Annotated in this window: 18 protein-coding genes, 3 tRNA genes and 2 other RNA genes; 12 read left to right on the top strand and 11 right to left on the bottom strand. The window is 57.0% G+C overall.

Annotation, left to right across the window (positions count from 1 at the left end; genetic code table 11):
• Window positions 1–34 precede the first annotated feature (34 nt).
• The 7 genes from pal to EM595_RS05660 all read left to right on the top strand — a co-directional run bounded on the left by pal (window position 35) and on the right by EM595_RS05660 (window position 2,104).
• Window positions 35–568, top strand: coding sequence for a peptidoglycan-associated lipoprotein Pal (pal, locus tag EM595_RS05630; RefSeq protein ID WP_067428795.1), 534 nt, complete (start codon window positions 35–37; stop codon window positions 566–568).
• A gap of 9 nt (window positions 569–577) precedes the next feature.
• Complete coding sequence (gene cpoB, locus EM595_RS05635; protein ID WP_067428798.1) at window positions 578–1,375, top strand: cell division protein CpoB; 798 nt, start codon at window positions 578–580, stop codon at window positions 1,373–1,375.
• A gap of 163 nt (window positions 1,376–1,538) precedes the next feature.
• Window positions 1,539–1,614: transfer RNA gene (locus EM595_RS05640), tRNA-Lys, on the top strand.
• Window positions 1,615–1,645: 31 nt separating this feature from the next.
• A tRNA-Lys gene (locus EM595_RS05645) sits at window positions 1,646–1,721 on the top strand.
• 13 nt (window positions 1,722–1,734) lie between these two features.
• Window positions 1,735–1,859, top strand: a non-coding RNA gene (locus EM595_RS05650) — RtT sRNA.
• Between the two features lie 31 nt (window positions 1,860–1,890).
• Window positions 1,891–1,966: transfer RNA gene (locus EM595_RS05655), tRNA-Lys, on the top strand.
• A gap of 13 nt (window positions 1,967–1,979) precedes the next feature.
• Window positions 1,980–2,104: non-coding RNA, RtT sRNA (locus EM595_RS05660), on the top strand.
• Window positions 2,105–2,342: 238 nt separating this feature from the next.
• Here EM595_RS05660 and EM595_RS05665 read toward each other — a convergent pair.
• Entirely contained in the window at window positions 2,343–3,809 is a 1,467-nt protein-coding gene (locus tag EM595_RS05665; RefSeq protein ID WP_067428801.1) for an AlkA N-terminal domain-containing protein, read from the bottom strand.
• A 157-nt stretch (window positions 3,810–3,966) separates the two neighbouring features.
• On the opposite strand from EM595_RS05665, the gene EM595_RS05670 reads away from it, so the two are divergent.
• The 3 genes from EM595_RS05670 to pnuC all read left to right on the top strand — a co-directional run bounded on the left by EM595_RS05670 (window position 3,967) and on the right by pnuC (window position 6,385).
• On the top strand, window positions 3,967–4,461 hold the full coding sequence (locus EM595_RS05670) for a methylated-DNA--[protein]-cysteine S-methyltransferase (protein WP_067428804.1): 495 nt from the start codon (window positions 3,967–3,969) through the stop codon (window positions 4,459–4,461).
• Between the two features lie 119 nt (window positions 4,462–4,580).
• Entirely contained in the window at window positions 4,581–5,642 is a 1,062-nt protein-coding gene (gene nadA / locus EM595_RS05675) for a quinolinate synthase NadA (protein ID WP_067428807.1), read from the top strand.
• Window positions 5,643–5,662: 20 nt separating this feature from the next.
• On the top strand, window positions 5,663–6,385 hold the full coding sequence (gene pnuC, locus EM595_RS05680) for a nicotinamide riboside transporter PnuC (protein ID WP_067428810.1): 723 nt from the start codon (window positions 5,663–5,665) through the stop codon (window positions 6,383–6,385).
• Here the strand turns inward: pnuC and zitB are convergent.
• The 4 genes from zitB to EM595_RS05700 form a co-directional block, all read right to left on the bottom strand.
• The gene (zitB, locus tag EM595_RS05685; protein WP_067428813.1) at window positions 6,379–7,326 is read right to left on the bottom strand and encodes a CDF family zinc transporter ZitB; all 948 of its coding nucleotides are present in this window, start codon (window positions 7,324–7,326) and stop codon (window positions 6,379–6,381) included. The genes pnuC and zitB overlap by 7 nt on opposite strands.
• Entirely contained in the window at window positions 7,301–10,414 is a 3,114-nt protein-coding gene (locus tag EM595_RS05690; protein ID WP_231938717.1) for an ATP-binding protein, read from the bottom strand. Before EM595_RS05690 ends, zitB begins: the two co-directional genes overlap by 26 nt.
• Window positions 10,411–11,001, bottom strand: a complete 591-nt coding sequence (locus EM595_RS05695) for a response regulator transcription factor (RefSeq protein WP_067428819.1) — start codon at window positions 10,999–11,001, stop codon at window positions 10,411–10,413. Before EM595_RS05695 ends, EM595_RS05690 begins: the two co-directional genes overlap by 4 nt.
• 91 nt (window positions 11,002–11,092) lie before the next feature.
• Complete coding sequence (locus tag EM595_RS05700; RefSeq protein ID WP_067428822.1) at window positions 11,093–11,446, bottom strand: YbgS-like family protein; 354 nt, start codon at window positions 11,444–11,446, stop codon at window positions 11,093–11,095.
• Between the two features lie 291 nt (window positions 11,447–11,737).
• Here EM595_RS05700 and aroG point away from each other — a divergent pair, with 291 nt between their 5' ends.
• The gene (gene aroG / locus EM595_RS05705; RefSeq protein WP_067428829.1) at window positions 11,738–12,793 is read left to right on the top strand and encodes a 3-deoxy-7-phosphoheptulonate synthase AroG; all 1,056 of its coding nucleotides are present in this window, start codon (window positions 11,738–11,740) and stop codon (window positions 12,791–12,793) included.
• A 48-nt stretch (window positions 12,794–12,841) separates the two neighbouring features.
• On the opposite strand, the gene gpmA is transcribed toward aroG, so the two are convergent.
• The 6 genes from gpmA to modE all read right to left on the bottom strand — a co-directional run bounded on the left by gpmA (window position 12,842) and on the right by modE (window position 19,524).
• A complete protein-coding gene (gene gpmA / locus EM595_RS05710; protein WP_067428832.1) occupies window positions 12,842–13,594 on the bottom strand; it encodes a 2,3-diphosphoglycerate-dependent phosphoglycerate mutase in 753 nt (250 codons plus the stop codon).
• A 143-nt stretch (window positions 13,595–13,737) separates the two neighbouring features.
• On the bottom strand, window positions 13,738–14,766 hold the full coding sequence (gene galM, locus EM595_RS05715; RefSeq protein WP_067428833.1) for a galactose-1-epimerase: 1,029 nt from the start codon (window positions 14,764–14,766) through the stop codon (window positions 13,738–13,740).
• Window positions 14,760–15,908, bottom strand: a complete 1,149-nt coding sequence (gene galK / locus EM595_RS05720; protein WP_067428835.1) for a galactokinase — start codon at window positions 15,906–15,908, stop codon at window positions 14,760–14,762. Before galK ends, galM begins: the two co-directional genes overlap by 7 nt.
• Window positions 15,909–15,914: 6 nt before the next feature.
• Complete coding sequence (gene galT, locus EM595_RS05725; RefSeq protein WP_067428837.1) at window positions 15,915–16,955, bottom strand: galactose-1-phosphate uridylyltransferase; 1,041 nt, start codon at window positions 16,953–16,955, stop codon at window positions 15,915–15,917.
• 250 nt (window positions 16,956–17,205) lie between these two features.
• Entirely contained in the window at window positions 17,206–18,672 is a 1,467-nt protein-coding gene (modF, locus tag EM595_RS05730) for a molybdate ABC transporter ATP-binding protein ModF (protein ID WP_067428839.1), read from the bottom strand.
• A gap of 69 nt (window positions 18,673–18,741) precedes the next feature.
• On the bottom strand, window positions 18,742–19,524 hold the full coding sequence (gene modE / locus EM595_RS05735) for a molybdenum-dependent transcriptional regulator ModE (RefSeq protein WP_067428844.1): 783 nt from the start codon (window positions 19,522–19,524) through the stop codon (window positions 18,742–18,744).
• Window positions 19,525–19,665: 141 nt separating this feature from the next.
• Here modE and EM595_RS20600 point away from each other — a divergent pair, with 141 nt between their 5' ends.
• On the top strand, window positions 19,666–19,821 hold the full coding sequence (locus tag EM595_RS20600; protein ID WP_071852491.1) for an AcrZ family multidrug efflux pump-associated protein: 156 nt from the start codon (window positions 19,666–19,668) through the stop codon (window positions 19,819–19,821).
• Window positions 19,822–19,944: the final 123 nt, after the last annotated feature.

The raw sequence follows: 19,944 nt of genomic DNA on the forward strand, positions 1-19,944 counted from the left end.
TGTGTATGGCAAACAAAATAATAGGATTCAAAAAATGCAATTGAACAAAGTGCTGAAGGGTTTACTGCTGGCTCTGCCAGTGATCGCAGTGGCTGCATGTAGCTCACACAAAAACAATAACAACGACCAGACCAACGGTATGGGCGCTGATGGTGCTTATGCTAACGGCGGCATGAACGGTAGCGGCAACGGCGGCAACATGTCTTCAGACGAGCAAGCTCGCCTGCAGATGGAACAGCTGCAACGTAACAACATCGTTTACTTCGGTCTGGATCAGTATGACATCCAGTCTGACTTCGCTCAGATGCTGGATCAGCACGCGGCTTTCCTGCGTAGCAACCCATCTTACAAAGTGACCGTTGAAGGTCATGCGGACGAACGCGGTACGCCGGAATACAACATTGCTCTGGGCGAGCGTCGCGCCAGCGCAGTGAAAATGTATCTGCAGGGTAAAGGCGTTTCTGCCGATCAGATCTCTATCGTTTCTTACGGTAAAGAGAAACCAGCTGTACTGGGTCATGACGAATCGGCTTACTCGAAAAACCGTCGTGCCGTACTGGTATACTAAGAGAACCACATGATTAGTAGCTTCAGAACTCACCTGTTGAGTCTGTCGTTACTGGTTGGCGTAGCGGCCCCCTGGGCCGCTAATGCCCAGGCAACAATCAGTAACGTTGGCTCTGGCTCGGTTGAAGACCGTGTCACCACTCTTGAACGTATTTCTAATGCCCAGGCGCAACTTTTGCAGCAACTCCAGCAGCAGATGAACGCCAACCAAAGCGATATCGATTCGCTGCGCGGGCAGATCCAGGAAAACTCATATCAGCTAAATCAGGTGGTCGAGCGGCAAAAGCAGCTCTATCAGCAGATTGATGCGCTCAGTAGCAGCAATGCCAGCAACAGCAGCAATGCGGCTGCAGCAGATACCGGCTCGGCTACGGCAGCAGCAGCGGGCTCTGACAACAGCAGCAGCGATGCCGCCGCGGCACCGGTACAAAGCGGTGATGCCAATACCGATTACAACAACGCTGTTGATCTGGTATTGCAAAAGAAACAGTACGATCAGGCGATCGCTGCTTTTCAGGCTTTCGTAAAAAAATACCCTGATTCTACCTTTCAGCCGAATGCCAATTACTGGCTTGGGCAGCTCTTTTATAACAAGGGCAAAAAGGATGATGCCGCGTACTTTTTTGCCACAGTGGTAAAAAAATACCCGAAATCACCAAAAAGTGCGGAAGCGCTGTTTAAGGTCGGCGTCATCATGCAGGACAAAGGTGATAACGCGAAGGCTAAAGCAGTGTTTCAACAGGTGGTTAAGCAGTATCCCAACAGTGAATCTGCTAAGCAGGCGCAAAAACGCATAGCAGCGCTGTAAAAGGCGATGAAAAGCCAGATATCGTATGATTTCTGGCCTTAGTGCGTTAAAGGTAAGCAGTTAGCGGTATTCGCGGAAAAAGGGGTTGCGCTCCCCCGCTAAATCAGTAATATATGCCGCCGTTGCCGGGACATATCTTAAAGCGGTTCAGGTGGCATAAAGTGGGTCGTTAGCTCAGTTGGTAGAGCAGTTGACTTTTAATCAATTGGTCGCAGGTTCGAATCCTGCACGACCCACCACTTTAAAGTAAATCGCAGTACACCGCGTAGCGGGTCGTTAGCTCAGTTGGTAGAGCAGTTGACTTTTAATCAATTGGTCGCAGGTTCGAATCCTGCACGACCCACCACTTTAACGTGAAGCACAGTGTAAAATCGTGAAGGATGCGAACCTGCAGCAGGTTCGAGTCGAGCGAAAGCGAGACAACGTTGCGACAGCAACGGTCCGCAGGACAAGGCGAAGCCGGGTAATCCTGCACGACCCACCACTTTAAAGCAGATTGCAGTAAACCGCACAGCGGGTCGTTAGCTCAGTTGGTAGAGCAGTTGACTTTTAATCAATTGGTCGCAGGTTCGAATCCTGCACGACCCACCACTTTAATGTGAAGCACAGTGTAAAATCGTGAAGGATGCGAACCTGCAGCAGGTTCGAGTCGAGCGAAAGCGAGACAACGTTGCGACAGCAACGGTCCGCAGGACAAGGCGAAGCCGGGTAATCCTGCACGACCCACCAATGTAAAAAGGCGCCCTAAAGGCGCCTTTTTGCTTTTCTGTTTTCTGGACTTACAGGATCTAAACCTGCTGCAGGTTTGGCTACCTGGCCGCGAGCTACATTAGCTGGTGCATCAACATCACCCGCAAGACGAGGCGCATAACGCACACAAGCCTGCGTTCTTCTGCACATCCACCAGGCGCACAAAGGCTCCCTGAAGCGTTGTTTCTGCGTTTCACACTGCGACCGCTTATCATCGCTACTTCCTGATGCCGTTTTTCCCCAGGCTGCGCCAGATGTGCATTACGGCGTAGCTGCGCCAGGGGCGCCAAACTGCCGAACGCTGCTCTGCCTGCTTCGCGGTCATGCCACCGAGATTATTACGAATCACGATATCCCCCGCCGGAAAAGCGTCCGGCCAGCGCAGCGCGCGCATGGCAACATACTGCGCCGTCCAGTCACCGATGCCCGGCAGCGCTTTAAGCTGGGCGATAATTTTTTGCGGCCATGGGCAGGCATCGAGGATCAGCGCGCCGCTACTGCACGCCTCGGCCAGCGCGAGAATACATTTTGCCCGGGCGCTGATAATGCCCAACGACGCGATCTCATCCAGCGTGGCATGATGAATGCGCGTGGCGCTGGGGGGCAGTCGGCTAAGCGTCGGAAACGGCGTCTCGATCTTATCGCCAAAGGCATTGGCAAAACGGCCGCCCAGCGTGGTCGCCGCTTTCACGGTAATTTGCTGACCAAGGATGGCGCGCACCGTCAGTTCAAAACCATCAAACGCGCCGGGAATGCGCAGGCCCGGAAAATCAGCCACGCTTTTAGCCAGCAGCGGATCCTGACGCAGCGCTTCATCGATACAGGCGGGCTGCGCATTCAGATCGAAAAGATTACGCAGGCGGCGCAGCAGGGCAGGCAGCACCGGCAGCAGCGAATGGGTAAACTCAACCAGCAGCACCGGCTTTTTCTGATGATGGGTAACCCGAATCCAGCCCTGATGATGACCCAGCGCCACCGTGCGGCTATAGCTGATATCATCAACATGTTCGATATGCAGCACCGCATGGCCCCGCAGAAAGTCGAGCATAATCTGCCAGTCAAACGGCGGGCGATAGCTTAGCTCCAGCGTCGAGGTACTGTTTAGCGGCGGTGCGTGCTCATCCACCACTGTTTTGCGCAGCTGGCTGGGGGACATGCGATAACAGCGCTGAAAAACGTCGTTAAAACGACGCAGGCTGGCGAAACCGCTGGCATAGGCAATATCCGTCACCGGCAATGCGGTCTCGGTCAGCAGCTGTTTAGCCAGCAGCAGACGACGCGTCTGACGCAGTTCAAGCGGCGAAACGCCCAGCTCTTTATGAACAATACGGCGTAGCTGGCGCAGGCTGAGATCAAACTGCGCGGCAATCTCTTCCAGGCTTTCGGTCTCATCAATGGCGCCTTGTTCGAGTCGCTGCACCAGCAGATCGGCCACCCGATGGCTGTTATCGACCGGCGCATTTCCCGGCGCCAGTTCAGGACGACAGCGCAGGCAGGGGCGAAATTTCGCCTTCTCGGCCGCTTCAGCGTTGGCAAAAAACAGGCAGTTTTTTTGTAGCGGCGCTTTTACCGGGCAGATGGGACGGCAGTAAATCCCGGTCGAGGTGACGCCGACAAAAAACACACCGTCAAAGCGCGTGTCGCGAGAAGTAAGCGCCTGCCAGGCGATATCAGAATCGATCATGCCGTTCTCCTTGCGGCGGTAGTGCCGGACACTAAACATAGCTGGGGTTTCATCCTCGCACTCGCTGTTTTCGGACATTTAATCCTGATGACCGAAAACAGCCAGCCGGGCGAAAGAAAAAGGTAATAATAGAGGAAAAGCCCAGCAGGAGAGCACCATGTCCTATTACTACAAAATCACCACTACCCCAGTTGGCGTGCTAACGCTGATCGCCAGCGATCGTGGCCTGGCAGCGATTCTCTGGCAGGATGATTCACCGCGGCGCGTCAGGCTCGATCCTCGCGTTGAAAACGCCGACCATCCGCTGCTGCTACAGGCGGAGCAGCAGTTACAGGAATATTTTGCCGGTACGCGCCAGCGTTTTGATCTGCCGCTGGATTTTGCCGGCACCGAATTTCAGCGCAAGGTGTGGGCCGCACTGGTCAGCATTCCGTTCGGTGAAACGCGCAGCTATAAGCAGATCGCCGAGCAGATTGGCCACCCCAGCGCCATGCGGGCGGTGGGCGCCGCTAACGGCAGAAATCCAGTGTCGATCATTGCGCCCTGTCATCGTGTTATCGGCGCCAACGGTAAGCTGACAGGCTTCGCTGGCGGGCTGGATATCAAAGCATTCCTGCTCAGTCTGGAAAGCGGCGCATCGCAGGTGAAATAGCAGGACAGCAGGCCATTATTTGGTTATCTTGTTTAGCATATAAAACAGTGGCGGCAAAAAACCGCATTTCAGCCACCATAAATGCCAACTTCGTTAAGTCGAAGAAACGAGAGCGCCTGATGAGCCTGATGTTTGATCCTGAATCTGCTGTCTATCCTTTTCCGCCTAAACCCGCGCGTTTGAACGCTGAGCAGAAGGCGGACTACCGCACGCGCATTAAAGCGCTGCTGAAGGCGCGAGATGCGGTAATGGTTGCCCACTATTACACCGATCCTGAAATTCAGTCGCTGGCGGAAGAGACCGGCGGCTGCGTGGCGGATTCGCTGGAAATGGCGCGCTTTGGCAGCCAGCATCCAGCCAAAACGCTGCTGGTGGCGGGCGTGCGTTTTATGGGCGAAACGGCAAAAATTCTTAGCCCGGAAAAAACCGTATTGATGCCGACGCTGGCGGCAGAATGCTCGCTGGATCTGGGCTGTCCCATTGAGGCGTTCAACGCCTTCTGCGACGCGCATCCCGATCGCACCGTGGTGGTTTACGCCAACACCTCAGCGGCGGTAAAAGCACGCGCTGACTGGGTTGTCACCTCCAGCATCGCCGTTGAGCTGATTGAGCATCTCGACAGCCTAGGGCAAAAAATCATTTGGGCACCCGATCGTCATCTTGGCCGTTACGTTACGCAGCAGACGCAGGCCGACGTGCTCTGCTGGCAGGGCGCGTGTATCGTGCACGATGAGTTTAAGGTGCAGGCGCTACAGCAAATGAAAGCGCTCTATCCGCAGGCTGCGGTGCTGGTGCACCCGGAGTCGCCGCAGGCGATTGTCGAACTGGCCGATGCGGTGGGTTCCACAAGCCAGCTGATTCAGGCAGCAAAGACGCTGCCGCATCCGCAAATGATTGTGGCTACCGATCGCGGCATCTTCTACAAAATGCAGCAGGCGGTGCCGGAAAAGAAGCTGCTGGAAGCGCCAACTGCCGGAGAGGGCGCGACCTGCCGCAGCTGTGCGCACTGTCCGTGGATGGCGATGAATGGCCTACAGGCGATTGCCGACGGGCTGGAGCACGGCGGCGCGCAGCATGAAATCCATATTGATGCAGCGCTGCGCGAAAGGGCGCTGGTGCCGCTGAACCGCATGCTATCCTTTGCGGCGGAACTTAAACTCAAGGTCAAAGGCAACGCCTGAGACCCTTCTGAAGGTGCGCTATGGATTTCTTCAGCACGCAAAATATTCTTGTTCATATCCCTCTGGGCACCGGCGGCTACGATCTCTCGTGGATTGAGGCGGTCGGCACGCTGGCCGGACTGCTCTGTATCTGGCTGGCCAGTAAAGAGAAAATCATCAACTATCCGTTTGGCCTGCTGAACGTGGTGTTGTTCGCCATTATCTTTTTCCAGATTCAGCTTTACGCCAGCCTGCTGCTACAGCTCTTTTTCTTCGCCGCCAACCTTTATGGCTGGTACGCCTGGAGCCGGCAAACCAGCGATAACCAGACGGCGCTGCGCATTCGCTGGCTGTCGTTGCCCAGCGCCATTGGCTGGGGTCTTGCCTGCGTGGTCGGCATCGGCCTGATGACGCTCTATATCAATCCGGTATTTGGCTTTTTGACCCGCATCGCCGTGAACCTGATGCAGGGCATGGGTATGCAGGTGGCGATGCCGACGCTGCAACCCGACGCGTTTCCATTCTGGGATGCCTGCCTGATGGTGCTGTCGATTGTGGCAATGATTTTAATGACGCGGAAGTATGTGGAGAACTGGCTGCTGTGGGTGGTGGTCAACGTGATCAGCGTAATGATTTTTGCCCGTCAGGGCGTTTGGGCGATGTCGCTGGAATATATGATTCTAACCGTGATCGCCCTTAACGGCACACGGTTGTGGATGCAGAGCGCCCGCAAACAGGGTTCACGGGCGCTATCGACTCAGTGATGGGCGTGGGCATGCGCATGATCGTGATGCGCATGTTCCTGCGCTGCGCCAAGATCACAATCGTGACCGGCACAGGCCTGATACTCCATCTGCACCGTGGCATGCGCAATCTGGCAAGTTTCATGCAGGTAGTGATGAATGCGGTGCAGCAGCGCGTCATGGTCGTGCGGCGGAATCACCTGCACATGCAGCGTTAATACCGGCTTCTCGCCAACTTGCCACAAATGCAGATGGTGCACGTTACGCACTTCAGGAATATTACGCGTGATATCGCGCGCCAGTTTATCAACGTTAATCGACGCTGGCGCGCCTTCCAGCAGCTCATGCAGGCTTTCGCGCAGCAGCGCCCAGCCGCTACGTAACACCAGCAGCGACACCAGAATCGACAGAATCGGATCGGCAGGCGTCCAGCCGGTGTACATGATCACCAGCGCCGCAACAATGGCACCCACCGACCCCAGCAGATCGCCCATCACATGCAGCGCCGCCGCGCGCACATTCAGGTTTTTCTCTTCACTACCGCGATGCAGCAGCCAGAAAGAGAGCAGATTAGCCAGCAGCCCGGCAATGGCGATACCGAGCATCATGCCGCCTGCTACCGGCTGAGGTTGATAAAAACGTCGTACCGCTTCCCAGACGATCAGCGCGGTAATCACCAGCAGCGCCAGCGCGTTAACAAAGGCCGCCAGCGTGGTCAGGCGCAGCATGCCAAAGGTATGACGCGCGTTGGGTTTGCGCCGGGCGAACTGTACGGCCAGCAGCGCCATCAGCAGCGCGGCGGCATCGGTAAGCATATGGCCGGCATCAGCCAGCAGCGCCAGCGAACCGGAAAGCCAGCCGCCAACCACTTCGGCAACCATAAACAAGGCGGTAACGGAAAATGCCGCCAACAGGCGTCCACGGTTAGCGTCGCCTTCACCGTGGGAATGAGTGTGCGCCATAAGACTCCAGAGTAAGTAACAAACGATCGGTTAATGATATCAGTAATTTCGCCTCTGCCTGGCTGAGGTTGTGCTGTTTAGCACAATCGATCAGCTGCTGACAGAGCCGCTCTCCCTGCGACTGGCCCAGCAGTAACCAGCTGCCTTTCATGCGGTGTGCAGCCTGTTCAATCGTCGCATAGTCGTTCTGAGCGATGGCAGCTTGCAGCGCCTCGCGGTCGGCAAGAAAGGTCTGATGCAGCGTCTGGCAAATGCGCGGAATAAATGCCTCGTTATCACTGGCCAGACGACGGATATCCGTGCTGAGATGCTGCAAAGGATCGCCAGGCAGCGTGTGCAGAATTGCCGCCAGCGCTTTCTGGCTTACGGGTTTCAGCAGCAGATGATCAACGTGCCTCATCGCCGCCGTATCATCAGGCATCTGCGCATCTGCGGTACACAGCACCAGCAGCGCGCGCTGCGTGCGCTGGCGTTCACGCCGCCGCAGCAGGGCGGCGAGCAGCAGGCCGTCGGGGCGCGGCATCATGCGATCGATAAACAGCAGATCAAACGGCTGACGAGCATCGGCGGCCAGCAGCGCACGGCCATCCGCGTAACATTCGGCATTCACCCCCAGCGCCGCCAGCTGCTGCGCCATCACCAACAGGTTTGTAGGGTTGTCATCGACAATAGCGATGCGGCAGTGACTGCGGTCAGCGAATGACAACGGCGCTTCCTCTGCGGTTGGCGCCATGGCGGGAGCCAGCATCAGTGGCAGAGTCACGCTGACCTCGGTGCCGCTGCCCGGCGCGGAGGTGAGGGTGATGGTGCCGCCCATGCGCGTAACCAATTCCCGACAGATCGACAGGCCAAGCCCGCTACCCTGCACGCGCCGGGTTTTGCCCGAGGGTGCCTGATACCAGGGTTCAAACAGCCGTGCCTGCTCTTCCTGCGCAATACCAATGCCGCTGTCAACCACCCGCAGGCTGATCTGTTCATCAACACTCAGCGTTACAGTAATCGAGCCGCTACGAGTAAATTTAATCGCGTTGCCGATCAGATTGACCGCGATCTGCTGCAGTCGGGCACTGTCGATCCACACCGCAGGCGGCAGCGCTGAGCCTGGCGCAACGATCAACCGCGGGCCGTCGGCTGGCATCAGCGGCTGATAAAGATCGTTGAGCTGCTCCAGCCAGCGGCGAAGATCCACCACTTCTGGCGTCAGGCTAAAGGTGTTGCTCTCAATTTTTGCATGATCCTGCAGATCGTTCAGCAGCGTCATCAGCGAGCGGGCGCTGCTGTGCACGATCGCCAGCCGCTTGTTGGCAGTTGATTGCTGGATCTCCAGCTCCAGCAGGCCGAGAATCGCCTGCATCGGCGTGCGCAGCTCATGGCTGACCGTAGCCAGAAACTGACTTTTCATCTGGCTGGCGCGCTCCGCTTCCGCCCGCTGGCGCTCAAGGGCGAGACGCTGCTGCTGTTCCCGGCGCTGTTGCAGATAACGGCGCGCCAGCAAAATCAGCAGGATGACAATCGCCAGCAACGCAGCCAGCAGCAGCAGCTGTGATACCGAGCGCATCATGGTGTCCCCGGTATTGATGCGGCTGTTGTTGCTCCAGTAGTCGCGCAGGCGCTGCTGCGTATCGGCCGGCACCAGCAGCAAGCCTTTATCCATAATCTGCCGCAGCAACGGTGCCTGTGCGCTGACGCCAAAGGCGATCGGCCAGGCGGTATCGCTGGCGGCGAAAGCGAGTTGTAGCGTGGCGTTATAGCGCGCGGCAATCAGCCAGCGCGCCGATAAGACATTATCCACTACCGCATCGATCTGCCCGCTGTTCAGGGCATCATAAAGCGCGGTGGGCGTATCGAACTCACGCACCTGAATGCCCGCTGGCACCAGCTCACGTCCCAGATCGCCACGCCGCACGCCGACGCGCTGACCCTGCAAATCCTGCCAGCGCGCCGCGCGCGAGGACGGCATGCGGGTATAAACGCCCCATAACGCTCGCCACACCGGCAGGGTGGCGTTATTGCCTTCGGTGCCAGTGAGTGGGTGCATCAGCTGGAGATCGACGCGTGACTGGCTCAGCAGCTCAGCGGCCTGCTGCGGGTTATCCACCCAGTGCGGCTGAAAAGTCAGGCCGGTGGTTTGTGCGACCGCATTCAACAGCTCCACGCTGTATCCGCGCGCCATGCCGTTGCTGTCACGGTAGCTCCACGGATAATCATCGCGCAGCGCGGCATAGGTGGCCTGCGGATGCTGCTGTAACCAGTTCTGCTCCAGTGCGGTCAGCGGGCTGGTGCGGGTATCCTGATAACGCGGCTGCGGCGTGTTCCAGCGGTTTTCAATCGCGTTGACCATATCCAGCGGCAGCTGGCGTAACGTGGTATTCAGCCGCGCAATTAACGCCCGATCGCTGGCGGCCGCCACCAGATCGCGCTGACCTGGCTCGAGCGACGAGGCCAGCTGATAAATTTGCCCCTGCTGCAGCTGGCTAAGCAGAAAGCCTGCGGTGGTTTCATCGGCCACCACATAATCGCTGCGCTGATTCAGCAGCGCATAGAGCGCCTGAAGATCGTTATCAAACAGTCGCCAGTGATGGCTGGCGGCAAAGTCCGGGTTGAGCAGCGCGTAAGATTCCCGGCTGATCGCCAGCTGCGCCTCGCGCGAGTTAAACATCACCGGACGCTGATTGCTGCGGCTGCGATAGATACGCAACGGGCTGGAAAACCACGGCTGGCTGATGGCAAGCTGCGTGGGCAACAGCGGTTTGGGTACGCCGAAGATCAGATCAATTTTGCCCTGTTGCAGTGCAGCCAGCAGAGCAGGCAGGTCGGCGTAGCCGTTGATGGTGAGCTGCAGGCCGTGATGATGAGCGATGGCGTTCAGATAGTCGGCGTTGACGCCGTAAAGATCGCTGCCCACCACGATGTTCCACGGTGAGCCGTTGTCCTGCAAAATGCCGACGCGCAGATTTTTGTCAGGCCAGCTGATCTTCTCCTGCGCGGGCAGCAGCATCTGTGGCGGCAGCGTGATGCTGCTCACCGCATGCAGTGCGGCCTGAGCACAGAAACACCACAGCAGGAGCAGCCAGGCAATGTGTCTCACTGCTGTGCTTTCCAGATTTCAGCCAGCTCAACCACCGAACGGGCGCCGGTTTTATCCAGAATGTTTTTCTTGTGGGTGCTAACGGTTTTATTGCTGATGTGCAGCTGTCCGGCAATTTGCAAATTAGAGAAGCCGCGGGCCAGCAGGCTAAGAATCTGCTGCTCTTTCGCGGTTAACAGCGAAGACGCCTCTTCCGGCTCAGCCAGAGGTGGAAAGGCAAGATGGCCGCCGAGCACGGCGAGAATGGCGGACAGCAGCTGCGCCATGGTCTGACTTTTTACGATATACCCGGCTGCGCCCGCCGCCATAGCGGTACGAATGGCGTGCTGATCCTGTTGGGCTGAATAGATCAGCACCTTCTGCTGCTCGTCATGCGCTTTGATGCGGCGCAGCACTTCCAGGCCATTACTGTCCGCCAGGCTGACATCCAGAATGATCAGATCAACGGCGCGCGTGCTCAATACTTCACGTGCTTCAGCGGCGGTAGCCACGGAAATCAGGGTCAGCGGAACAGGAGAATGAGGCAGGGCGGCTTCTAATGCGACATGTACCAGCGGGTGATCGTCAATTAACAACAGAACGGCCATAGCGATGTTCCAGCAATCTTTGGGGCATCAGCATAGCGAAAAGCGGAGGGGCAATAAAGCAAACGGAGAGCTTGCGCTCTCCGTCGGGGAATTACTGTGTGGTGCCGTCAGTTTTGGTGTTCACTTCACCGCCGCCAACCTTGGTCTCAACCTTGCGGTTGATGTTCGGGCATTTGCCATCTTTACACTGCGCGTTCTGATCGATTTCATCAGCGGTCATGTGCTTGCTGCTGTGCGTGGAACTGCTGTGAGAGGTCCCGCTACCGTTGTTGATTTTGTTGTTATCAACGTTGTTCGGTGGCAGATTCTCTTTTGCGCCTGGCGCCACGGCACCGGCATCTGCAGCCTGATTAGACGTCCCGTTGTTGCCGCCTGCGGCCATCGCTGCACCACTACCCAGAGTCATTGCTGCTGCCAGACATACCATTGCAATCTTATTCATAATTATACTCCCGTTAATTATTCATTGTTGCTCTGCCAAACCCGTGCGTGCAGTTTGCCGAGAAATCAGGCGCCCAACGAGCGTATGGCCCGCTATGGCTGACAAAGAAGATAAAAGATGATTAAAACACCGTGTTCCAGAGTGCTTACGCTTAAAAGTGTAGTAAACGGCGGCAAAAGTGCAAATCAGCCTGCGAATCAACGCCGGTAAAGTGCATTTACAGCGCGGGATCGAAGAGATAAATTGAACGGGTTGTGCCCGGACGCATCGGGTAAGAAAATCAATGGAAACCCTATGAACTATCAAAACGATGACTTGCGTATCAAGGAGATAAAAGAACTTCTTCCTCCTGTTGCGTTGCTTGAAAAATTTCCCGCGTCTGATAAAGCGGCCGAAACCGTGGCGCAATCGCGACAGGCAATTCACAATATTCTGCAAAAACAGGACGATCGCCTGCTGGTGGTAATCGGTCCCTGTTCTATTCACGATACCGAGGCGGCGAAGGAGTATGGCGCGCGCCTGCTCGCACTGCGCGAGGCGCTGCGGGGCGAACTGGAAATCGTCATGCGGGTCTATTTTGAAAAACCCCGTACCACCGTTGGCTGGAAAGGGCTGATCAACGATCCTTACATGGACGGCAGTTTTCAGATTAATGATGGCCTGCGCATCGCGCGTAAGCTGCTGCTTGATATCAACGACAGCGGCCTGCCGGCAGCGGGCGAATTTCTGGATATGATCACGCCGCAGTATCTGGCCGATCTGATGAGTTGGGGTGCAATTGGCGCACGCACCACCGAATCACAGGTGCACCGTGAGCTCTCTTCTGGCCTCTCCTGTCCGGTAGGCTTTAAAAACGGCACCGACGGCACCATCAAGGTCGCTATCGACGCCATTGGCGCCGCCAGCGCGCCGCACTGCTTTCTTTCAGTGACCAAATATGGTCATTCGGCGATTGTGGAAACCCGCGGTAATGGCGATTGCCACATCATTCTGCGCGGCGGCAAAGAGCCAAACTACAGCGCCTCTCACGTTGAAGCGGTGAAAGCGGGCCTGGAAAAAGCGGGCCTGCCGGCGCAGATCATGATCGACTTCAGCCATGCCAACAGCAGCAAGCAGTATCAGAAGCAGCTAACCGTTGCTGAAGATGTGGCGCAGCAAATTGCGGGCGGTGAGCAGGCGATTATGGGCGTAATGATCGAGAGCCATCTGGTTGAAGGTAATCAGAGCCTGGAGAGCGGTGAACCGCTGGTCTACGGTAAAAGCGTGACCGATGCCTGTATTGGCTGGCAGGATACGGAAAACGTACTGCGTCAGCTGGCGCAGGCGGTGAAGCAGCGTCGGGAAGGATAAACAGACGGGCGTTAAAAAGCGGTTGCCGGATGGCAACCGCCAGATCAATTACTTCGCTTTACCCTGATTCGCAACCGCTGCAGCGCGCGCAGCAATTTCGTCGGCATCGCCAAGATAGTAGTGCTTGATCGGTTTGAAGTTTTCGTCGAACTCATACACCAACGGCACGCCGGTTGGGATGTTCAGCTCAAGAATCTCTTCTTCGCTCATATCATCAAGATATTTCACCAGCGCACGCAGTGAGTTGCCGTGTGCCGCGATGATCACTTTCTCACCGCTTTTCAGACGTGGCAGAATCGTTTCGTTCCAGTATGGCAGAACGCGATCGATAGTCAGCGCCAGGCTTTCGGTGGTTGGCAGCTGCTCAGCGCTGAGGTTAGCGTAGCGCGGGTCGTGGCCAGGGAAACGTTCGTCTCCGCGATCCAGTTCCGGTGGCGTGACCGCGAAACCACGGCGCCACTGTTTAACCTGCTCATCGCCATATTTATCAGCGGTTTCAGCTTTGTTCAGACCCTGCAGCGCACCGTAATGACGCTCGTTCAGACGCCAGGATTTTTCAACCGGCAGCCATGCCTGATCCAGTTCGTCGAGGATGTTCCACAGCGTATGGATAGCGCGCTTCAGTACCGAGGTGTAGGCGAAATCAAAGGTAAAACCTTCTTTTTTCAGCAGTTGACCCGCGGCTTTGGCTTCAGTGCGGCCTTTGTCAGAGAGATCAACATCATACCAACCGGTAAAGCGGTTTTCGTTATTCCATTGGCTTTCGCCGTGACGAACCAGAACCAGCTTAGTTACAGCCATAGCTTCACTCCTTAATACTTGACGTTTCTATGATAACAGCACCGCCGGCAGAGCCTGCCCGACAATGTTCCTGCCCGTTACCATAGCTGAAATATGCGCAAGGCGTAAGACTGTCGCCAACGCAGTGCGCGTTTTTCAACCCGTTAACCGATCGCGATCAATTGATAGACGGTTTCTGCCTGGTACTGTTGACCTGGCTTCAGCCAGCAATCAGGTTGCGGCCACTCGGCATGATTCGGCGAATCTGGCAGAAATTCACTCTCCAGCGCGATGCCCTGATGCGCGGCATACTGCCCCTGTTCACGTGCTGGCGTACCGGCCAGATAATTGCCGCTGTAAAACTGCAGCGCGGGTGCCGAGGTGTGCACGCGTAGCTGCAACTTGCCATCCGCAGAAGTGAGCTGCGCGGCGGTCTGGCTGACATCGCCGGCGCTGTCGAGCAGAAAGGCGTGATCGTAGCCTTTAACCCGGCGCTGATGCTCATCCTGCAGGAAATCGGTAGCGATAATTTTGCCATCGCGGAAATCGAAGCTGCTGTCAGCCACCGGCTGCAGGCCGCCATCAGGAATGCCGCTCTCATCAACCGGCAGATAGTGCGCGGCGTGCAGCTGCAGCTGATGCTGACGCGCGTCACCGTGCTCAGCATCAAGATTGAAGTAGGCGTGATTGGTCAGGTTAACCGGGCAGGGCCGATCGACGGTAGCCTGATAGTGAATGCTGAGCCGATTTTCATCATCCAGCCGGTACCAGAGATCGACCAACAAATTACCCGGATAGCCCTGATCGCCATCTGGCGAATCCAGACGATAGTGCACTTCGCTGTCGCTCTGGCTGACAATCTGCCAGCGACGGCGATCGAACCCTTCCGGGCCGCCGTGCAGCTGATGCGGGCCCTGATTGGCGATCAGCTGAATATTTTCCTGCTCCAGACGCGCATTGGCGATGCGATTGGCATAGCGGCCTACCGTCGCGCCAAGATAGGCGGTCTGTTCCAGGTAATCAGAAGGGGTGGCGCAGCCGAGCAGCGCTTCGCGCACCTTGCCATCCTGCATCGGCACGCGGGCCGACAGCCAGGTGGCGCCCCAGTCCATAAACGTTGCAACCATGCCGTTACGGTTGCGCAGCACCGTGATGTGCCATGGCTGGCCATCGGGTGCATGAGAATTTAGCATTGGCCCGCTCCTGCTGACGCTTTACAGACGTAGAAGGTCTCTTTGATGCCGGTTTTCGCTTCATACTGTGCGGCCACTGCAGCTTTCACGCCTTCCACCAGCTCTTCCGGCATCAGCGCCACTACACAACCGCCGAAACCCCCGCCGGTCATGCGCACGCCGCCGCGATCGCCGATTTCCGCTTTCACAATCTCAACCAGCGTATCCACCGGCGGCACGGTGATTTCGAAATCGTCGCGCATTGAGGCGTGCGATTCCGCCATCAGTTCGCCCATACGTTTCAGATCGCCTTTGCTCAGCGCGTCGGCCGCTTCCAGCGTGCGCGCGTTCTCGGTCAGCACGTGACGCACGCGTTTGGCAACGTCGGCGTCCAGCTCATTTTCCACCGCTTTAAACTGATTGATATCGACGTCGCGCAGCGCAGGCTGCGAGAAGAAGCGGGCACCGGTTTCGCACTGCTGGCGACGCGTATTGTATTCACTGCCCACCAGGCTGCGACGGAAGTTGGTGTTGATGATCACCACGGCAACGTTGTCCGGCATTGGCACCGGGCGCGTACCCAGCGTGCGGCAGTCGAGCAGCATCGCGTGATCCTGTTTGCCCAGCGCGGAGATCAGCTGATCCATGATGCCGCAGTTACAACCGACAAACTGGTTTTCCGCTTCCTGGCCATTCACCGCCACCGCCGCGCCGTCAATCGGCAGGTGCCACAGCTGTTGCAGAACGGTACCCACCGCCACTTCCAGCGAGGCGGAGGAGCTCAGACCGGCACCCTGCGGCACGTCGCCACTGATCACCATGTCCACACCGCCAACTTCCGGGCAGCGCTGCTGCATATGTTTCACCACGCCGCGCACGTAGTTGGCCCACATTGGCTCCGGCAGGCTGAGAATCGGTTCATCCAGCGAGAAGTGATCCTGCTGATTGTCGTAATCCACGGCGATAACGCGCACCTGGCGATCGTCGCGTTTCGCGCAGCTGATCACCGTCTGATAATCGATAGCGCAAGGCAACACAAAACCGTCGTTGTAATCGGTGTGCTCGCCAATCAGGTTCACGCGGCCCGGCGCCTGAATAGTGTGGGTTGGCTGATAGCCAAACTGCTCGTTAAAAATATCGTTGGTCAGGGTCTTTAAGCTCATGGTCACTCAGGCCTCGCGGAAGTGCAGATCGCTGACGGAACGCAGGCGCTCAGCTGCCTGCTCCGCCGTTAAATCACGTTGGGTTTCGGCCAGCATTTCATAGCCAACCATAAATTTACGCACCGTTGCTGAACGCAGCAGCGGCGGATAGAAATGGGCATGCAGCTGCCAGTGCTCGTTCTCTTCGCCGTTGAAGGGCGCGCCGTGCCAGCCCATGGAGTAGGGGAATGAACACTGGAACAGGTTGTCGTAGCGGCTGGTCAGCTTTTTCAGCGCCAGCGCCAGATCGGTGCGCTGCTCAGCGGTGAGATCGGTCAGGCGCAGAATGTGGCTTTTCGGCAGCAGAATGGTTTCAAACGGCCACGCCGCCCACCACGGCACCACGGCCAGCCAGTGATCGGTTTCCACCACGGTGCGGCTGCCGTCGGCCAGCTCGCGCGCGGCATAATCCACCAGCATTGGGCTGTTGTGTTGGGCAAAATAGGCCCGCTGCAGATCGTCTTCACGCTGCGCTTCGTTAGGCAGGAAGCTGTTCGCCCACACCTGGCCGTGTGGATGGGGATTGGAACAGCCCATCGCGGCGCCTTTGTTTTCAAATACCTGCACCCAGGGATAGTGCTGACCCAGTTCGGCGGTCTGCTCCTGCCAGGTGCGCACCACTTCAGCCAGCGCGCTCAGCGTCAGTTCCGGCAGGGTTTTGCTGTGATCCGGCGAAAAGCAGATTACGCGGCTGGTACCACGTGCGCTTTCACAACGCATCAGCGGATCGCTGCTCTGTGGCGCATCCGGCGTATCGGTCATCAGCGCGGCAAAATCATTGGTAAACACGTAGGTGCCGCTGTACTGCGGATTGGTGTCACCGGTGACGCGGGTATTGCCCGGACAGAGGAAGCAGTCAGGATCGTGCGTTGGCAGCTGATTCTGCGACGGCGTTTCCTGAGCACCCTGCCACGGACGTTTGGCGCGGTGCGGAGAGACCAGCACCCACTGGTCAGATAACGGGTTATAACGGCGATGCGGATGATCGACCGGATTAAATTTTTCCATGAGAAATCCTGGTAACGAGCCAACTTGAGAATTATTAGGGTAAACGTAGCACAGCTATTGCCACGAAAGCGTGATCAAGCCTGGATAAATGGAATCGTTTACACAAGCTTTAATTTCTCAGAAAGAGCGATTTCAGGCTTATTCCTGGTATCTTGCGATGAGAAGCACGGAGAAAAGTGGTAGCGTTTACATGGCGACTGGCCATGTTAAATCGCACCGCCGGAAAAGCAGCGGGCCGTAGCCCGCCGGATCAGCGAATTTTCTCCTGCTGATAACGGTAGCGCTCACCCTCTGCGATAAAGCTCAGACGATGGGTGATGCAACCAGGCGCATCTTCCGCATGGTGAGAGACAAACAGCAGTTGCGTGGCGCCTTCGCCAATCAGCACGTCGATAAACCGGCGCACCAGCTGGCGATTAATCGGATCCAGTCCCTGTAGCGGTTCATCCAGAATCAGCAGCGTTGGATGCTTTACCAGCGCGCGTGCAATCAGCACCAGCCGCTGTTGGCCCCACGACAGGCTGTGAAAGGGTGCATCGCCAAGTGTCTGCATGCCCAGCAGCGCCAGCCATTGATTACTCAGCGCCACCTGGCGATCGGAAACCGCATTGTAGAGGCCAATCGAATCAAAATAGCCGGAGAGCACTACATGGCGAACGCTGACGCTGACCCGATAATCGAGATGCAGGCTGCTGCTGACGTAGCCGATGTGCTGCTTGATATCCCAGATGGTCTCGCCACTGCCGCGACGCACGCCAAACAGCGTAAGGTCGTTGCTGTAACCCTGCGGATGATCGCCGGTGACCAGGCTCAGCAGGGTGGATTTACCGGCGCCATTGGGGCCGGTAATCTGCCAGTGCTCACCGGCATTCACCTGCCAGCTGAGCTGATGCAGCACCGGACGATCGTTATAAGCCACCACGCCGTCGCGCAACACGATGCGCGGCGTCTCTGTGGCGAGGGCATTAAGTGGCGTCAAATCCGCTTCCGGCAGGGTCATGCCCATCAACTGCTCACTGTGAGCCAGCTGCGCCACCAGCGCTTCGGCCAGAATAGCCTCGCGCGCACCAACGTGGGTCAGGGTGCATTCGGCCAGCACGCCAACCTGCTGCACAAACGGCGGAATATCATCGAACCGGTTAAGCACCAGCACCAGCGTATAACCCTGCTCGCTGAGCCTGGCCAGTAGCTCAGCCAGATTTTCACGCGAACGCTGATCGAGGCCATCAAATGGCTCATCGAGAATCAGCAGGTCGGGCTGCGCCATCAGCGCCTGACAGAGCAGCGTTTTGCGGGTCTCGCCGGTTGAAAGATATTTAAAGCGTCTGGTCAGCAGAGACGTAATGCCGAACAGGCTGGCCAGTTGCTCACAGCGCGCTGCATCTTTTACTTCCGCCTGAATAACTTCAGATGCCAGCAGGCCGGTATCCTCTTCGCCTTCGCTGACCATATCGGTGTTATTACGCTGCCACTCTTCACTGACCAGCTGTTGCAGCTGCTCCAGCGATAAACGCACCGGACGCTGAAAATCGCTGCGCACCTCGCCATGCATCGCGGTCAGCTCACCAGAAAGCGCTCGCGCCAGCGAGGATTTACCACTGGCATTGCTGCCAACAAAGGCCCAGGCGTCGCCGCCTTGTAGGGTGAGATCGTGCAGAGAGAGGATTTTTGTATCACTAAGACGAAACGTGCCTTGCGTAATTTGCAACGTAGCCATGTTGTGTTCCATATTATGCACCGTACTGCTGGTTTTAACGGCTGCCTGAACGAATGTCAAACCAGCGGTCTACAGCAGCGAGGCGATAATCACCTGCTCGGCGGCAAAATACGCGATCGCCTGCATGCCGGGACGCAGCGCTTCACGGTCGACGTCGGCGTTGCTTAGCGTGGCGCACAGCACATCGCCACCAGGTAGCGTCAGCAACAGTTCGCTGTGGCTGCTGCCGGTTTCAATCTGCGTCAGCGTGCAGGCCAGCTGATTTTCCGCCTCAACCGGTTGTGTCGTCACGCCGATCCACGGCGCCTTAATCAGCACCAGCACCTCTTTGCCAGGCTGCAGCTGTAGCCGCTCGGCACTGTGCTCGGTGATCGCCGCGTTCACCACGGTGACGCCGTCGTTGAGCATCACGGCGATATGCTGCTGCACCGGCTGGTGGTCGCGCTGCATCACGTGACCAAACAGCTGATTGCGGGCGCTGGTTTGCAGCGAAAAACGGGAAATCGCCGCCAGCAGGCTGTCGAGCGGCAGCCGATCGTCCTGCAGCACGTCAAACGCCTTTTGCTGCACCTGTTCCAGTAGCGCAAAAAGCTGAATTAGCCGCTGGCCCCAGGCGGTTACCGTGGCACCGCCGCCGCCTTTGCCGCCGGTCGCGCGTTCAACCACCGTGTGATCCGCCAGCTGGTTCATCTCATTGATCGCATCCCAGGCGCTTTTATAGCTGATGCCCGCCAGTTTTGCGCCCTGGCTGATCGAGCCAGTGTGCTGAATCTGCTGCAACAGTGCGATGCGGCGCGGATCGGCAAACAGTTTCTGCCGTAGCCGAATGATAAGAGAAATGTCTGCCTGCATGGCCGCTCCAGAGGGTCGATAAAGGGCAATTGTATGGGAGCCAGAACAGGCTGTCACGGCGCGCTAAAGGGCACAAAAAGCACAGTGCACTTTTTTTCGTTGTCGCTACAATAGCTTCTTTCAGAAAAGAGTGAGGCTGGCATGCTGGAATTACTTAAAAGCCTGGCCGTCGCCGTCATTATGGTGCCGGTTGTGATGGCAATTATGCTTGGACTGATTTATGGCTTTGGCGCGTTCTTTAACGTCATTTCCAAGTTTGGTCATTCTAAAGATCACACTGCAAAAAACCGTTCGTAATCCCCGTTTTTCCATTGCCCGCCGTGCGCGGGCGATACGCTCTCCTGGCAGTTAACCCCCTGATGACTAAAGCGCATGACACCTGCAGATGCTACGCTGTATGATTCTTTATACAACGAAATC

Origin of the sequence: Duffyella gerundensis (assembly GCF_001517405.1) — a bacterium.
Classification (GTDB): Bacteria; Pseudomonadota; Gammaproteobacteria; order Enterobacterales; family Enterobacteriaceae; genus Duffyella; species Duffyella gerundensis.

Bases quoted from the DNA above. Each gene is read 5' to 3' on its own strand.
- pal (WP_067428795.1), top strand. From the start codon at position 35: ATGCAATTGAACAAAGTGCTGAAGGGTTTACTGCTGGCTCTGCCAGTG.
- cpoB (WP_067428798.1), top strand. From the start codon at position 578: ATGATTAGTAGCTTCAGAACTCACCTGTTGAGTCTGTCGTTACTGGTT.
- EM595_RS05665 (WP_067428801.1), bottom strand. From the start codon at position 3,809: ATGATCGATTCTGATATCGCCTGGCAGGCGCTTACTTCTCGCGACACG.
- EM595_RS05670 (WP_067428804.1), top strand. From the start codon at position 3,967: ATGTCCTATTACTACAAAATCACCACTACCCCAGTTGGCGTGCTAACG.
- nadA (WP_067428807.1), top strand. From the start codon at position 4,581: ATGAGCCTGATGTTTGATCCTGAATCTGCTGTCTATCCTTTTCCGCCT.
- pnuC (WP_067428810.1), top strand. From the start codon at position 5,663: ATGGATTTCTTCAGCACGCAAAATATTCTTGTTCATATCCCTCTGGGC.
- zitB (WP_067428813.1), bottom strand. From the start codon at position 7,326: ATGGCGCACACTCATTCCCACGGTGAAGGCGACGCTAACCGTGGACGC.
- EM595_RS05695 (WP_067428819.1), bottom strand. From the start codon at position 11,001: ATGGCCGTTCTGTTGTTAATTGACGATCACCCGCTGGTACATGTCGCA.
- aroG (WP_067428829.1), top strand. From the start codon at position 11,738: ATGAACTATCAAAACGATGACTTGCGTATCAAGGAGATAAAAGAACTT.
- gpmA (WP_067428832.1), bottom strand. From the start codon at position 13,594: ATGGCTGTAACTAAGCTGGTTCTGGTTCGTCACGGCGAAAGCCAATGG.
- galM (WP_067428833.1), bottom strand. From the start codon at position 14,766: ATGCTAAATTCTCATGCACCCGATGGCCAGCCATGGCACATCACGGTG.
- galK (WP_067428835.1), bottom strand. From the start codon at position 15,908: ATGAGCTTAAAGACCCTGACCAACGATATTTTTAACGAGCAGTTTGGC.
- galT (WP_067428837.1), bottom strand. From the start codon at position 16,955: ATGGAAAAATTTAATCCGGTCGATCATCCGCATCGCCGTTATAACCCG.
- modF (WP_067428839.1), bottom strand. From the start codon at position 18,672: ATGGCTACGTTGCAAATTACGCAAGGCACGTTTCGTCTTAGTGATACA.
- modE (WP_067428844.1), bottom strand. From the start codon at position 19,524: ATGCAGGCAGACATTTCTCTTATCATTCGGCTACGGCAGAAACTGTTT.
- EM595_RS20600 (WP_071852491.1), top strand. From the start codon at position 19,666: ATGCTGGAATTACTTAAAAGCCTGGCCGTCGCCGTCATTATGGTGCCG.